The sequence below is a fragment of the Mycobacterium sp. 050272 genome (assembly GCF_039023525.1).
Taxonomy (GTDB): domain Bacteria; phylum Actinomycetota; class Actinomycetes; order Mycobacteriales; family Mycobacteriaceae; genus Mycobacterium.
In genome coordinates, this window is record NZ_JBCHKV010000002.1 from 89740 (window position 1) to 102954 (window position 13215).

The 13215-nt window shown below is 66.2% G+C and carries 12 protein-coding genes and 1 pseudogene; 11 read left to right on the forward strand and 2 right to left on the reverse strand.

The window, feature by feature from the left end; all coding sequences use genetic code 11:
• Positions 1 to 88 precede the first annotated feature (88 nt).
• Entirely contained in the window at positions 89 to 1264 is a 1176-nt protein-coding gene (locus AAHS21_RS05165) for a cytochrome P450 (protein WP_342926643.1), read from the forward strand.
• On the opposite strand, the gene AAHS21_RS05170 is transcribed toward AAHS21_RS05165, so the two are convergent.
• Together AAHS21_RS05170 and AAHS21_RS05175 are read right to left on the reverse strand one after the other, a co-directional pair.
• Positions 1261 to 3555 carry a CoA transferase gene (locus tag AAHS21_RS05170; RefSeq protein WP_342926644.1) on the reverse strand — a complete coding sequence of 765 codons (2295 nt, stop codon included), beginning with the start codon at positions 3553 to 3555 and terminating at the stop codon, positions 1261 to 1263. The genes AAHS21_RS05165 and AAHS21_RS05170 overlap by 4 nt on opposite strands.
• Positions 3552 to 5021, reverse strand: coding sequence for an aldehyde dehydrogenase family protein (locus AAHS21_RS05175; RefSeq protein WP_342926645.1), 1470 nt, complete (start codon positions 5019 to 5021; stop codon positions 3552 to 3554). Before AAHS21_RS05175 ends, AAHS21_RS05170 begins: the two co-directional genes overlap by 4 nt.
• Positions 5022 to 5235: 214 nt before the next feature.
• Between AAHS21_RS05175 and AAHS21_RS05180 the strand changes: the two genes are divergently transcribed.
• From AAHS21_RS05180 to AAHS21_RS05225, 10 genes and pseudogenes are all read left to right on the forward strand, one after another.
• The gene (locus AAHS21_RS05180; RefSeq protein ID WP_342926646.1) at positions 5236 to 6417 is read left to right on the forward strand and encodes a cytochrome P450; all 1182 of its coding nucleotides are present in this window, start codon (positions 5236 to 5238) and stop codon (positions 6415 to 6417) included.
• Between the two features lie 3 nt (positions 6418 to 6420).
• Positions 6421 to 7638, forward strand: coding sequence for an acyl-CoA dehydrogenase family protein (locus AAHS21_RS05185; RefSeq protein WP_342926647.1), 1218 nt, complete (start codon positions 6421 to 6423; stop codon positions 7636 to 7638).
• Positions 7635 to 8186 (forward strand): MaoC family dehydratase N-terminal domain-containing protein, encoded by a 552-nt coding sequence (locus AAHS21_RS05190; RefSeq protein ID WP_342926648.1) that lies wholly within the window; start codon positions 7635 to 7637, stop codon positions 8184 to 8186. Before AAHS21_RS05185 ends, AAHS21_RS05190 begins: the two co-directional genes overlap by 4 nt.
• Positions 8183 to 8581 (forward strand): Zn-ribbon domain-containing OB-fold protein, encoded by a 399-nt coding sequence (locus AAHS21_RS05195; protein ID WP_342926649.1) that lies wholly within the window; start codon positions 8183 to 8185, stop codon positions 8579 to 8581. Before AAHS21_RS05190 ends, AAHS21_RS05195 begins: the two co-directional genes overlap by 4 nt.
• A gap of 10 nt (positions 8582 to 8591) precedes the next feature.
• A complete protein-coding gene (locus AAHS21_RS05200; protein ID WP_342926650.1) occupies positions 8592 to 9683 on the forward strand; it encodes an acyl-CoA dehydrogenase family protein in 1092 nt (363 codons plus the stop codon).
• 10 nt (positions 9684 to 9693) lie between these two features.
• On the forward strand, positions 9694 to 10149 hold the full coding sequence (locus tag AAHS21_RS05205; protein ID WP_342926651.1) for a MaoC family dehydratase: 456 nt from the start codon (positions 9694 to 9696) through the stop codon (positions 10147 to 10149).
• Positions 10146 to 11312, forward strand: a complete 1167-nt coding sequence (locus AAHS21_RS05210; protein ID WP_342926652.1) for a lipid-transfer protein — start codon at positions 10146 to 10148, stop codon at positions 11310 to 11312. Before AAHS21_RS05205 ends, AAHS21_RS05210 begins: the two co-directional genes overlap by 4 nt.
• An 8-nt stretch (positions 11313 to 11320) precedes the next feature.
• Positions 11321 to 11929: a TetR/AcrR family transcriptional regulator gene (locus AAHS21_RS05215; protein ID WP_342926653.1), complete on the forward strand. Its 609-nt coding sequence runs from the start codon at positions 11321 to 11323 to the stop codon at positions 11927 to 11929.
• 5 nt (positions 11930 to 11934) lie between these two features.
• The gene (locus AAHS21_RS05220; protein WP_342926654.1) at positions 11935 to 12987 is read left to right on the forward strand and encodes an alpha/beta hydrolase; all 1053 of its coding nucleotides are present in this window, start codon (positions 11935 to 11937) and stop codon (positions 12985 to 12987) included.
• Positions 12988 to 13175: pseudogene (locus AAHS21_RS05225) on the forward strand (TetR/AcrR family transcriptional regulator); the annotation flags it as partial. It lies immediately after the preceding gene.
• Positions 13176 to 13215 lie beyond the last annotated feature (40 nt).

Here is a 13215-nt window from a genome sequence, read left to right on the forward strand (position 1 = left end):
CATGTGACAAGCCGTTTACGAAAGGCTCACGCCGGCGTCGCATCGCCTTCGGTAGGGTGCTGCTCGACCGGGTCAGGAAGGCTTTGCCATGCAGAGTTCGTTTCCGTTGCACTCCCCCGACTTCTACGCGGGCGACCCCTACCCCGGCTACCGAGAGCTACGCGCGACGGCACCGGTGTGCTGGAACGAGGTCGCCGGGTTCTGGGCGCTGCTGCGCTACGACGACGTCCGCTTCGTCTCGACGAACCCGGCGCTGTTCACCTCCACCCGCGGCATCAACATCCCCACCCCGGGCCTGCCCAATCCCGTGCAGGAAAGCAGCCTCATCTTCACCGACCCGCCGCGGCACCGGCAGCTGCGCAAGCTGATCAACGCCGGATTCACCCGCCGCCAAGGCGCCCTGCTAGAACCGGCGATCCGCGAGATCGTCGGCGGGATCCTGGACGGCATCGAGCCGGACTCGGTACACGACTTCATCGAGACCATCGCCGCTGCGCTGCCGGCGCGGGTGATCGCCGAACTACTCGGTGTGCCGCGCGAGGACCGCGAGCAATTCCGGGCCTGGACGGACGCGGTGATCGCAACCGCCGGCACCAGCCCCGAGCTCGACGGCTTCGAGACCGCCGGCCGGCTCTATCACTGCATCCGCCAGCTGGTCGCGGCCAGCCGCACCGCCGGTGGCGATGGCGTGTTGTCGGCGCTGGCCGGCGCGCGGGCCGACGGGGTTGGGCTCAGCGACGATGAGCTGCTTGACTTTTCGTTCCTGCTGCTGGCCTCCGGAATCGAGACCACCCGCAGTCTGCTCGCGCTCGGCACGCTGGCGCTGATCGCACACCCCGACCAGCGCCGGATGCTCGTCGCGGATCCGGCGAAGATCGCGGGCGGCGTCGAGGAGATGTTGCGCTGGACCAGCCCCGTGACGCACATGGCCCGAACGGCGACGACGGAGGTCGAGATTCGCGGTCAGCGGATCGGCGAGGGCGAGTCGGTGGTGATGCTGTACGGCTCGGCCAACCGCGACGAGGACGTATTCGGTTCCGACGCCGAAGAATTCAGGGTGACCCGGAATCCGAACCCACACATCGCCTTCGGCTCCGGTGAACATGCTTGTGTCGGTGCGCAATTGGCCCGCCTCACGGCAACGGTGTTTTTCGGCGAGCTGCTGGGTCGCTTTCCCGACGTGGAGCTGGCCGGCGAGGTGGACCGGATGCCGGCCACGATGTTGCCGTTGGTGACCCGCATGCCGGTGCGGTTCGGCGGCTAGGAGCCTTGCACCCGCTCGCCGATCACCCGCTGATCGCGCAGCGTGGCCACCTCGTCGTCGGACAGACCGAGACCACGCAGGATTTCGTCGTTGTGCTGCCCGAGGGTCGGCGGTGCGCTGTGGTGGTGGTGATCCGGCCCGGGACGGATGCGAAACGGCCAGCCAGGATAGCGGTGCGGGCCGGTGATCGGATGTTCGAGTTCCTCGTAGAAGCCACGCGCGTCGAGCTGGGCGCCGATGAATTCGGGCTCATACATCTGCTCGCCGGTGATCACTTGCTCGGCCGCAATGCCCTGCCTTCCAAGACTTTCGACGATGTCGGCGGGCTGCTGCGTGCGGGTCCAGGCGGCGACCAGCTCGTCGAAGACGTCGTGGTCGATCGTCTCGTCGTCGGGCAGCGACACCGCAACCCAAACACCCTCGGCGGCGGTCGGGTAGACGCCCTGCAGGTAGCCGCGTTGACGGTTGCCCTGCCGGGATGAGACGACCCCGTTCATCGAGTACTCGATCACCGGCTCGGCGGTCACACACGCGGCGACCTCGATCTGGGCGACTTCGATCAGCTGCCCGACTCCGGTGCGGCTGCGGTGTTCGAGCGCGGCGAGCAGCGCGACGCCTGCGTGCACCCCGACGATCGGGTCGGCCGGCCCCTGCGGATTGCACGGCGGTCCGTCCGGATACCCGGTGATCGCCGACATGCCGGCGGTCTGCTCGAAGTTCAGCGCCCAGCCGACGTAGTCGCGCCACGGCCCGGTCAATCCATAACCGGGCATTCGTATCACGATCACGTCGGGGTTCAGCGCCGTCAGCGCGTCGTAGTCCAGACCGAAGTTCTCCACCACGCGCGGGGAGAAGTTCTCCACCACGACATCGGCCGCCGCGGCGAGTCGCCGGGCGATGTCGCGGCCATGCTGCGAGGTCAGGTCGAGCGTCACGTCGCGCTTGTTGAGGTTGGTGCCCTGCCAGATCGGGCTGCGCTCATACCAGTCGTCGCCCTCGTAGGCGAACGCCCCCGAGTAGCGGAGGCCGTCGGGGCGCTGGATCGATTCGACCTTGACGATATCGGCGCCGAACGCGCCGAGGTAGCAGGTCAGATACGCCCCCGCCCAAAACGTGGTCAGGTCCAGCACCCGCAATCCGGCGAACGGCACCTCGCCCGCCACCGGCGCCAGCGATTGGCCCGCGGTGGGCCACGGGGCGGCTGTTGTTCCCAGGAGCGGCGGCGGGCCCGGTTGCGGCACAGGCGTTTTCGAGAACCGGAATGGCGGCCCGGGGCGCCGGTGGCCTTCGTATTCGACGAAGAATCCGCGCTCGGCGTACTGCGGGCAGTCCAGTACGCTGGCACCGTCATTGACCGGGGCGGCTGGAATCCGCAGCGCCTGGCCCAGTTCGACGATCTCGGCGACCGTCTGGCCGGCGAGCATCGGCTCGGCCTTGGCGAAGAATTCGTCACGCTCGGGGCCACCCAGCATGATCGCGATCTGCTGTTCACCGTACTCGGGCAGGCCCAGCATCGCGCACACGTCGAGCCAGTGCTGGCCCGTCAGGCAGTTGATCCCCACCCAGCCGTCGACGGCCCGCACCACGCCCAGCATCGGTGCCGAGCGCATATTCGCCGGCAGCCCAAGTCGTTTCATCCGCTGGGCCATCAACATCGGATAGGGCAGCGTCGACAACAACGCCTCGACCTGCGACACGTCCACCTCGCGGACCCGGCCGGCAGACCGCATGCGCAGCGCGGTCAGCGCGCCCAGTGCCCCGTACGCCCCCGCGACATATTCGCAGATCCGGCCGCCGACCTGCACCGGTGGGCGATCGGGATCCCGGCTGCTGATCCAGCCCGAGGCCGCCTGCATGGTCAGCGGCGTCATCGGCCGGTCCCGCATCGGTCCCGACTGACCGTAGTGAGAAATACGCAGCACCACCAGGTTTGGGTTGAGCTGTTGCAGGGTGTCGCTGCCGAGCCCCCAGCCGTCCAGCGTTGCGGGCGCGAAGTTCTCCACCAGCAGATGCGCGCCGGCGATCAGCTCGCTCGCGGCCGCAACGCCGTTCGGCTCGTCGAGGTCGAGGGTGGCACCGGTCTTGCCCGCGCTGAGGTATCCGAACAAGCCGCCGCATGCCGGGTCGGCATCCCCGGACGCAAACGGGCCCCAGCGACGCAGTGGATCCCCGGCGGCCGGCTCGATCTTGGTGACCTCAGCACCGAGGTCTACGAAAAGCTTTGCGGCGTAAGGACCTGCGATCTGGTTGGCGATTTCGACGACGTGGAGCCCGGTGAGGGGTCCCGTCACGCGGGAACCCCGATGGCCATCTGTTCCATGTATTGATGGATGCCGATGAGGCCACCGCCCTCGCGGCCGAGTCCGCTCAGTTTGAAGCCGCCGAACGGCGCCCCACCCGGGCTGCAACCATTGACGGCGACCTGCCCGGTCCGGATGCGACGCGCAACGCGGGCAGCGCGATCCACGTCGGCGCCCCACACCGCGCCGGAAAGTCCGTACTGCGAGTTGTTCGCGATCGCGATCGCGTCCTGTTCGTCGCGGTAGCGCAGCACCGTCATCACCGGACCGAACACTTCCTCTTGCGCGATAGTCGAATTCGGCTCGACACCGGTCAGGATCGTCGGCTCGAAGTAGAAGCCGCGGTGCTGGCCGGGCGGACGTCGACCGCCGGTGACCAGCGTGGCGCCCTCGGCCAGCGCGCCGGCCACGTGCGCCTCGACCCGCTCCCGTTGCGCGGCGCTGATCAGCGGACCCATCTGCACGTCTGGATCGGTGGGGTCGCCGACCTTGATCGCGCCGGCCAAAGCCGCCAGCCGATCGACCACCTCGTCGTGCAGCGAATCGGGAAGCAGCAGCCGGCTGTGCAGGATGCAGGCCTGCCCGGCGTGCAGCGAGCAGCCGTCGAACAGCATCTGTTGCAGCATCTCGTCGGTGATCTCGGTGTCGTCGAGAACGATGCTCGCCGATTTGCCGCCGAGTTCGAGCAGGAGTCTCTTCATCGTGTCCCCGGCGGCGGACATGACCTGGCGGCCGACGACCGAGCTGCCGGTGAAGCTGACCATGTCGATCCGTGGATCGGTGGTCAGCAGCCTGGCCGCCTCGACGCCCGACGGCGTCACCACGTTGACGACACCCGATGGTATGTCGGTGTATTCGTCGATGATCCGCGCCAGCGCAAGGCCGGCCAACGGCGTCAGCGGTGACGGCTTGAGCACGACCGTGTTTCCCGCGGCCAGGGCATGGTTGAGCTTCATCACGTTGAGGCAGTGCGGGAAGTTCCACGGCGTCAGCACCGACACCACGCCCAGCGGCTGGTGGCGCAGCACCGTGGTGCCCGCGCCCATCCCGCTGACCTCTTGGTCGGTCAGCTGGGTGGCGAGCTGGGCGGCGTACATGGACATGAACCCGGCTCCGTCGATCTGCATCATGCGCTCGTTGGCGGTGCAGCCCCACTCCACCTGCGACAGGGCGAAGAAGTCGTCGGCGTGCTTCATCAGCGCATCGCCGAGCTGACCGAGACACCCGGCGCGCTGCTCGGCGCTCATGGTGCCCCACGGGCCGCTGTCGAAGGCACGCCGCGCGGCCGCGATCGCGTCGCCCACCTGTGCGACGCCCGGGTCGGGTGCGGTCGCGATCACCTGCTCACTGGCCGGGGAGATGTCGTCGTAGCGACCGTCGGTGGGTTCGACCCAGTTGCCGTCGATATAGAGCCCGTAGGTGTCGACAAGCGTTTGCGGAGTTCGAAGCTCGGTCATCTGCATCCTCACCCGAGGGTCGGTCATCTAAACACCTGGTGTACACCCATGCGCCTGTGACGTCAATCACCAACCTCGTGAATTCCGCGGTACTACAGTGCGTTGCGCATGTATTGACAGCGTCGGGCGGGCCGGAGTAGACACAACGTCGCAGGACACATTGCGGCAATCTGTCGGATGGCCCGTCCCGCCGGAGCGCTAGGAAGGCCAGGCCATGCAGACCACCTTTCCACTGCACTCACCCGACTTCTACGCCGGCGATCCCTACCCGGCGTACCGGGAGCTGAGGGCCGGTGCGCCGGTGTGCTGGAACGACGTCACCAACTTCTGGGCGCTGCTGAAGTACGAGGACATCCGCTTCGTGTCGAGCAACCCGGCGCTGTTCACCTCCACCCACGGCATCACGATTCCCGATCCGCACCTGCCCAACCCGGTGCAGCAGGGCAGCCTGATCTTCACCGACCCGCCGCGCCACCGGCAGATGCGCAAGCTGATCAACGCCGGATTCACCCGGCGCCGGGTTTCGGTGCTCGAGCCGAAGATCCGCGAGATCGTGGCCGGCATCCTCGACGACATCGAGCCGGGCTCCGTCCACGAATTCGCCGAACAGATCGCCGCTCCGCTGCCCACCCGGATGATCGCCGAACTCATCGGCGCACCTCCCGACGACTGGGAGCAATTTCGGGCGTGGTCGGACGCGGCGACCGGCACGGCCGATCCGGAGATCGAGCTCGACCCGTTGGTGGCGGCCGGCCAGCTCTACGAATACTTCCAGCGGCTGATCGCCGCCCGCCGCAGCCAACCGCGCGACGACTTGCTGTCGGTGCTGGCCGACGCCGAGATCGACGAGGAACGGCTCACCGACGAAGACCTGCTCAACTTCGCGTTCCTGCTGCTGGTCGCCGGAAACGAGACGACCCGTAATCTGATCGCGCTCGGCACCCTGGCGCTGATCGCGCATCCCGACCAGCGCCGGCTGCTGGTGCAGGACCCGACGCTGATCCCGGGTGCCGTCGAGGAGATGCTGCGGTGGAATAGCCCGGTGGTCCACATGGCCCGCACCGCGACGGCCGATGTCGAGATTCGCGGTCAGCAGATCCGGGCCGGCGAGGTGGTGGTGATGCTGTACGGTTCGGCGAACCGGGACGAGGACATTTTCGGTTCGGACTCCGAGGAATTCAAAGTGACCCGGCATCCGAACCCGCACATCGCGTTCGGTTGCGGTGAACATTCCTGTATCGGTGCGCAATTGGCGCGCTTGGAGGCCACGGTGATGTTCGAAGAACTGTTGCGGCGCTTCCCCGCGATCGAGCTGGTGGGCGACGTGGACCGGATGCGGGCCACGATGGTGCCCGGGGTGAAACGTATGCCGGTGCGACTCGGGACAGGTGACTAAACGATGCAACTCGAGTACACCGCCGAGCAGGAGCAGCTGCGCGCCGAGATCCGCAGCACGCTGAAACAGGTGATGACACCAGAGCGCACCGACGCGATCAAGGACCGCATGGAGGGCGGCCCCGAGGTACGCGAGTGCGTGCGCGCCCTGGCCGAGGCAAACCTACTCGGTGTGGGATGGCCCAAAGAGTATGGCGGACGCGGTTTCTCGGCGATCGAGCAATTCATCTTCGCCGAGGAGGCGCGGCGGGTCGATGCTCCGATCCCTCTGGTGACGCTCAACACGGTCGGGCCGACCCTGATGCAGTGCGGCACCGAGGAACAAAAGCAGCGGTTCCTGCCGTCGATCCTCGACGGCAGCGTCGAGTTCGCGATCGGCTATTCCGAGCCGGGAGCCGGCAGTGACCTGGCGTCGGTCCGCACCACCGCGGTCAGGGACGGAGACGAGTACGTGATCAATGGACAGAAGATGTTCACCAGCGGTGCCGCCTACGCCGACTACATCTGGCTGGCCGCCCGCACTGACCCGAATGCCAAGAAACACAAAGGGATTTCGATCCTCATCGTGCCCACGTCATCGCCCGGCTTCTCCTGGCAGCCGCTGCATACCATGCCGGGCGTCTCCACCTTCTACACGTTCTACGACAACGTGCGGGTCCCGGCCAGCGCTCTGGTCGGCGGCGAGAACCAGGGCTGGCAACTGATCACCACGCAGCTGAACTTCGAACGCGCGGCTCTGGGTAACCTCGGCGCGCTGGAGCCGTTGTTCGACAAGACACTGGACTGGGCCCGCACCACCGCGCTCGACGACGGGTACGTGATCGACCAACCGTGGGTTCGGCTGACACTGGCCCGGGTCGAAGCGCAGGTTGCCGCGTACAAGCTGGTGAACATGCGGGTCAACGCGGCCATGACGAAGGGCGTGCTGAACATGGGCGAGGCGTCGGCCGCCAAGGTGTTCGGCACCGAACTCACCCAGCAGGTCGCCCGCCAATTGCTGGAGGTGCTCGACCACAACGGATTACGCAAGGGCAACGACGCGCCCCTGCGCGGCGCGCTGGAGTCGGCGTACCGGTTCGCGGTCATCAACACGTTCGGCGGCGGCGCCAATGAAATTCAACGTGACATCATCGCCATGGCGGGATTGGGCATGCCGCGAGCACCGCGTGACCTACGGGGCCCCCAAAACAGTCAGGAACAGTCAGGAGGATCCAGCAAGTGACCAACCAAGATCCCGAGTTCCTCGCCAAGTTGCGGGGGCTCGTCAACAAGCCCACCGGAGGCAGCGGAACGCCCACCCTTGCACCGGATCCGGTGAATCAACCGATGATCCGGCATTGGGCGTACGCACTGGACGACATGAACCCGGCCTACCTCGATCCGGAGTTCGCGGCGGCATCGCGGTTCGGCGGCATCGTGTCCCCACCGGTCATGCTGCAGACCTGGACGATGCCCTCGCCCAAGCTGGAGGGCATCGGCGAGCGCGGCGGGGCACCGATGGAGATCAAGGACAATCCCACCGCATTCCTCGACGAAGCCGGGTACAGCAGTACGGTCGCGACCAACTCGGAATTCGAGATCGAGCGCTATCCCCGGCTGGGCGATGTGATCAGCGCGACGTCGGTGTTCGAGGAAGTATCCGACGAGAAGAAGACCGCGAAGGGATCCGGCTTCTTCCTGACCTGGGTGATCACCTACTCCGATCAGAACGGCGAAGTGCTGGGCCGGCAACGGTTCCGGGTACTGCGTTTCAAGCCGGAGAATTCGTGAGCACCCGGCTGGCACCGGCGATCAGTCCGGACACCGAATTCTTCTGGAACGGGCTGCGCGACCACAAGTTGCTGATCCAGCGCTGCAAGGGATGTGCAACGCTGCGCCACCCGGCACGGCCCATGTGCCCCCACTGCCGCTCGCTGGAGTGGGAAGCCATCGAATCGTCGGGCCGCGGCACCGTCTATAGCTACGTGATGCCGCACGAGCCCAAGTTTCCGTTCTTCGAGTACCCCTACATCGTGGTGCTGGTGGAGCTCGACGAGGGCGTGCGGCTGGTGTCGAATCTCTGTGACATCGATCCGGCGGACGTCACGGTCGGAATGCCGGTCGAGGTTTTCTACCGGTCTTTCGATAACGACCTTGTGCTGCACCAGTTCCGGCCGAGCAGGTAGGTAACACCTGATGGACTTCGCCTTCACCGAAGAACAAGAGACGGTCAGCAAGGTGGCCCGCGACCTGTTCGAGCGCCGCGCCACCCCGGAGCGACTGACCGAGCTGGAAGCCGGCCAGACCCGCTTCGACGCCTCACTTTGGCAGGAACTCGCGGCCGTCGACCTGCTGGGCACCGCGTTGCCGGAGTCGTTGGGCGGCAACGGCGGCGGCTTCGTGGAACTCGGCGTGCTGTTGGCCGAGGTCGGCTGGAGCGTAGCCCCGGTGCCGGCCTACGCGACCTTGGTGCTGGGCGCGGACCCGATCGCCCGCCACGGCAGTCGCGAGCAACAGCAGCGATTTCTGCCCGGCGTCATCTCTGGAACTCGCATCCTGACCGCCGGGCTGGCCGAGCCCGGTCGTTCCGACCCGCTCAGGCCGGTCACCAAAGCTGTTCGCGATGGCCAGAACTGGCGCCTGGACGGGGTCAAGGAACTGGTGCCGGCCGCCCAGCTTGCCGACACCGTGCTGGTGCCCGCCACCACCGGCGACGGGCAGGTGAGCCTGTTCCTGCTGCCCAGCGACGCCCCAGGCGTCGAGATCCGACCGGTAGCGACGACCAGCCGAGAACCGCATGCAGATGTATTCCTTTGTGGTGCAACTGTTTCTGACACCGACCGGCTGGCCGGCCCGATCGAATCGCTGCACACCCGGGCGCTGATCGGGCTGTGCGCCATCCAGCTCTGCGTCACCGAACGGGCGTTGCGGATCGCCGCGGAATACACCAGCGGGCGTGAACAATTCGGGCGACCGATCGGCAGCTTCCAGGCCGTGCAGCAGCGGCTGGCCGACGCCTTCATCGACGTCGAAGCGATCCGCTGGACCACCTGGCATGCCGCCTGGCTGATCGCGAACGGACGCCCAGCCGATCGGGCGGCCCGCATCGCGAAGTTCTGGGCCGCCGACGCCGGTGCACGCGTTGTCGCCACCGCGCAGCACGTTCACGGCGGCATCGGAATCGACATCACCTATCCCCTGCACCGCTATTTCCTCTGGGCCAAACACAACGAGCTCACCCAAGGCTGCGCCACCGCGCAGCTCGCCGGTATCGGCAGCACCTATTGAGAAGGAAGCGATGACGACGACCGCACACCGCACCACCACCGTGAAGTGGGCCGACATCAACGTCGGGGACGAGGTCAGCCCACTCGAAATCCCGATCACCACAACCATGATCGTGGCCGGCGCGATCGCGTCGCGTGACTTCATGCCGGTGCACCACGACGTGGAATACGCGAAGAAGCAGGGCTCGCCCAACCTATTCATGAACATCCTGACCACCAACGGATATTGCGTGCGCTTCCTGACGGATTGGGCCGGCCCCGAAGCGATGGTCAAGAAATTGTCGATTCGCTTGGGCGTGCCGTGCTTTCCCGACGATCCGCTGCGCTTCACCGGCAGCGTGACCGCCAAGACCGAAGGGACGGGCGGTGAGAACTTCGTCGAGGTCACCTTCGCCGGCACCAACAGCCTTGGCGACCATGTCTCGGGGACGGCGATCCTCAGCCTGCTGGACGGAGCAGTCGCATGAGTCGCCTGCCCGGGAGTTGCGCGATCGCCGGCATCGGTCAGACCGAGTTTTCCAAGGAATCCGGGCGCAGTGAACTGCAATTGGCGTGCGAGGCGCTCAGCGCCGCGCTCGACGATGCGGGCCTGGCGCCCAGTGACGTCGACGGCATGGTCACCTTCACGATGGACTCCAGCGACGAGATCGACATCGCCCGCAACGTGGGCATCGGCGATCTCAGCTTCTTCTCCCGCGTGCATCACGGCGGCGGCGCCGCGGCCGGCACCGTCGTGCACGCGGCGATGGCCGTCGCGACCGGAGTCGCCGACGTGGTGGTGTGTTGGCGCGCCTTCAACGAACGTTCCGGGTTCCGGTTCGGTGGCAGCGGGCGCAACATGACCGAGACCCCGCTGTTCATGGCGCACTACGCGCCCTTCGGATTGCTCACTCCCGCAGCGTGGGTCGCGATGCACGCCCAGCGCTACATGTCGACCTACGGTGTCACCAACGAAGACTTCGGCCGCATCGCGGTCGTCGACCGCAAACACGCCGCCACCAACCCCGACGCGTGGTTCTACCAGCGCCCGATCACGTTGGAAGACCACCAGAAGTCACGCTGGATCGTCGAACCCGTGCTGCGGCTGCTGGATTGCTGTCAGGAAAGCGACGGCGGTGTCGCGCTGGTGGTGACCAGCGCACAGCGCGCTCGCGACCTGAAGCAACCGCCGGCGATCATCACCGCCGCCGCGCAGGGCGCGGCCGCCAACGGCGAGATGATGACCAGTTACTACCGCGACGACATCACCGGTCTGCCGGAGATGGGCGTGGTCGCCGACCGGCTGTGGCGCGACTCGGGCCTCAAGCCCCAGGACATCCAAACCGCCTTCATCTACGACCATTTCACGCCGTTCGTGTTCACCCAGCTCGAGGAACTCGGCTTCTGCGGGCGCGGTGAAGCCAAAGACTTCGCCACCGTCGAGCGACTGTCGCTGGGCGGGGAATTCCCGATCAACACCAACGGCGGGTTGCTCGGCGAGGCCTACATCCACGGGATGAACGGCATCACCGAGGGCGTGCGGCAGGTCCGCGGAACCTCGTACAACCAGGTCGACAACGTCGAACACGTGTTGGTCACCTCGGGCACCGGTGTGCCGACCAGTGGCTTGATTCTCGCGCCGGCGGGCTGAGGGGACTCGTGACTCAGACTTCTGCAGACCGCCAGGCGACCGATACGCGCGAGGTCATCGTCGAATCCGCGTTTGCCTGCTTCGGTAGGCAGGGTCTGCAGAGGGCCACGATCGTCGATATCGCCAAGCAGGCCGGGATATCGCGCAGCACGATATACGAATACTTTTCCGACAAGGCGTCCATCGTGGAGGCGTGCGCCGAGCATGCGTCACAGCAGTTTTACCGCGAGATGACCAAGGCGATGGAACGCGGCAGCTCGCTCGAGGACAAGCTCTGCGCGGCGGCGGTTTTCGTCACACAGGCGCGGCGAGTCATCGCTTCGGAGAAGTACTTTGACGAGGACGCGATCAGCCTGCTGTTGACCAAGGACGCAGCCGTGCTGCTGCGCGAGTGCGTCGAGTTCTTCACCCCCTATCTCGCGGCGGCCCGGCTCACCGGCGAGGTCCGCAAAGACCTCGACATCGAGGCCGCCGGGGAATGGTTCGCGCGAATCCTGTTCTCGCTCTTCAGCACGCCGTCGTCGACGCTGGACATGGACAACCCCGACGTCGCGGCCGAGTTCGTCCGTGCCCACGTGGTGCGCGGATTCGCCAGCGAGCGCCCGCGGAGACGGTGACTGACATGGGCACATCGTCGACTATGCGAAAAATCAGAGCAATCACCGCAGTCCTGCTGGCGATTTCGTCGATATTGTCGGGTTGCAACAGCCCCCAGGATTCACACGCGGTAGTGGTCGTCTCGGGTGGCGACGCGACGAGCCCGTTCACCACGCCGGACCAAGCCTGCGCGACGGGTCTTGCGGCGGGCAACACCGATACCGCGATCCGGGAATATCTGCTCACACAGCATTACCGGGCTTTCACCTCACCAGCGATGGCCGGCCGCGGGCAAGTAGTAGATCAGAGCGGCTTCGGCGCTTTCGGCCAGTGCCCGATCGGCTTGCCGGAGAACATGACCGTCAACTCCACCGGCAGCATCGACACGGCAGGAGAGCATCTGGCCCGGTTTCTGAATTACCTGCACAGCGAAAGGGGCATCACGGTCGTCGATCTAGTCGGCCATTCGATGGGTGGCTTGTACTCCCGCGCGGCAATCCGCGTGCTGGCCACCACGAATTCCCCGGTGCGCGTGCGCTCGCTGACCACCATCGGGACGCCCTGGCAAGGCTCCTACCTTTCGGATTACGCAAATGACTTCGTTCCGCTGACCGACTGTGCCGGCGATCAGTTCTGCGAGAACGCGATGAAGGGCTTCAAGGATGAAGTGCTGCGCCTGATGTCGGGCTCCGGGCGCGAGGTCAACCAGCCCTACCTGATGGGCAAAGACGGATGGAATCAATTCCAGTCCGGGGTGTTGGACAAAGTCCCGGTGGTGCTGATCGGCGGCAAGAGGTTCGCCAGGCCGGGTCCGGTGAACGCGATGGTGTGGCCGAATGACGGCATCGTCGCGCTGCGCAGCGCGCTGGCGGGCGATGTCGGGGACCAGGTGCTGCCACACCGGCGCTGCTATACCTTCGACGACACGCACAGCATCTACGTGTCCAACGCTGCGGGCCTGGACTGGAATACGGCGCTCACCTGGGACCCACGGGTCTTCGAGGTGTTGCACACCGCCCTGCAGAATGCACCAACATCATTCGACGGACCCAACCGCGACGGCTGCCCCGGCCCCTAGGCGCCGGCGAAGCTGACCGGCGAGGTCCGTAAGGATCTCGACATCGAAGCAGCGGGCGAATGGTTCGCGCGAATCCTGTTCTCGTTGTTCAGCACGCCGTCGCCGATCCGGGATATGGACGATCTGACGTCGTCACCGAATTCGTCTGCGCGCATGTGGTGCGTGGGTTCGCCGAGCTCAACACATGACTTTCGGCCCTCGCGACAGCGGCCCTCGTCATACACACTG

Excerpts from the sequence above, each read along its gene's own strand:
- AAHS21_RS05185 (WP_342926647.1), top strand. The coding sequence starts at position 6,421 with ATGCAACTCGAGTACACCGCCGAGCAGGAGCAGCTGCGCGCCGAGATC.
- AAHS21_RS05200 (WP_342926650.1), top strand. The coding sequence starts at position 8,592 with ATGGACTTCGCCTTCACCGAAGAACAAGAGACGGTCAGCAAGGTGGCC.
- AAHS21_RS05210 (WP_342926652.1), top strand. The coding sequence starts at position 10,146 with ATGAGTCGCCTGCCCGGGAGTTGCGCGATCGCCGGCATCGGTCAGACC.
- AAHS21_RS05165 (WP_342926643.1), top strand. The coding sequence starts at position 89 with ATGCAGAGTTCGTTTCCGTTGCACTCCCCCGACTTCTACGCGGGCGAC.
- AAHS21_RS05220 (WP_342926654.1), top strand. The coding sequence starts at position 11,935 with ATGGGCACATCGTCGACTATGCGAAAAATCAGAGCAATCACCGCAGTC.
- AAHS21_RS05205 (WP_342926651.1), top strand. The coding sequence starts at position 9,694 with ATGACGACGACCGCACACCGCACCACCACCGTGAAGTGGGCCGACATC.
- AAHS21_RS05175 (WP_342926645.1), bottom strand. The coding sequence starts at position 5,021 with ATGACCGAGCTTCGAACTCCGCAAACGCTTGTCGACACCTACGGGCTC.
- AAHS21_RS05180 (WP_342926646.1), top strand. The coding sequence starts at position 5,236 with ATGCAGACCACCTTTCCACTGCACTCACCCGACTTCTACGCCGGCGAT.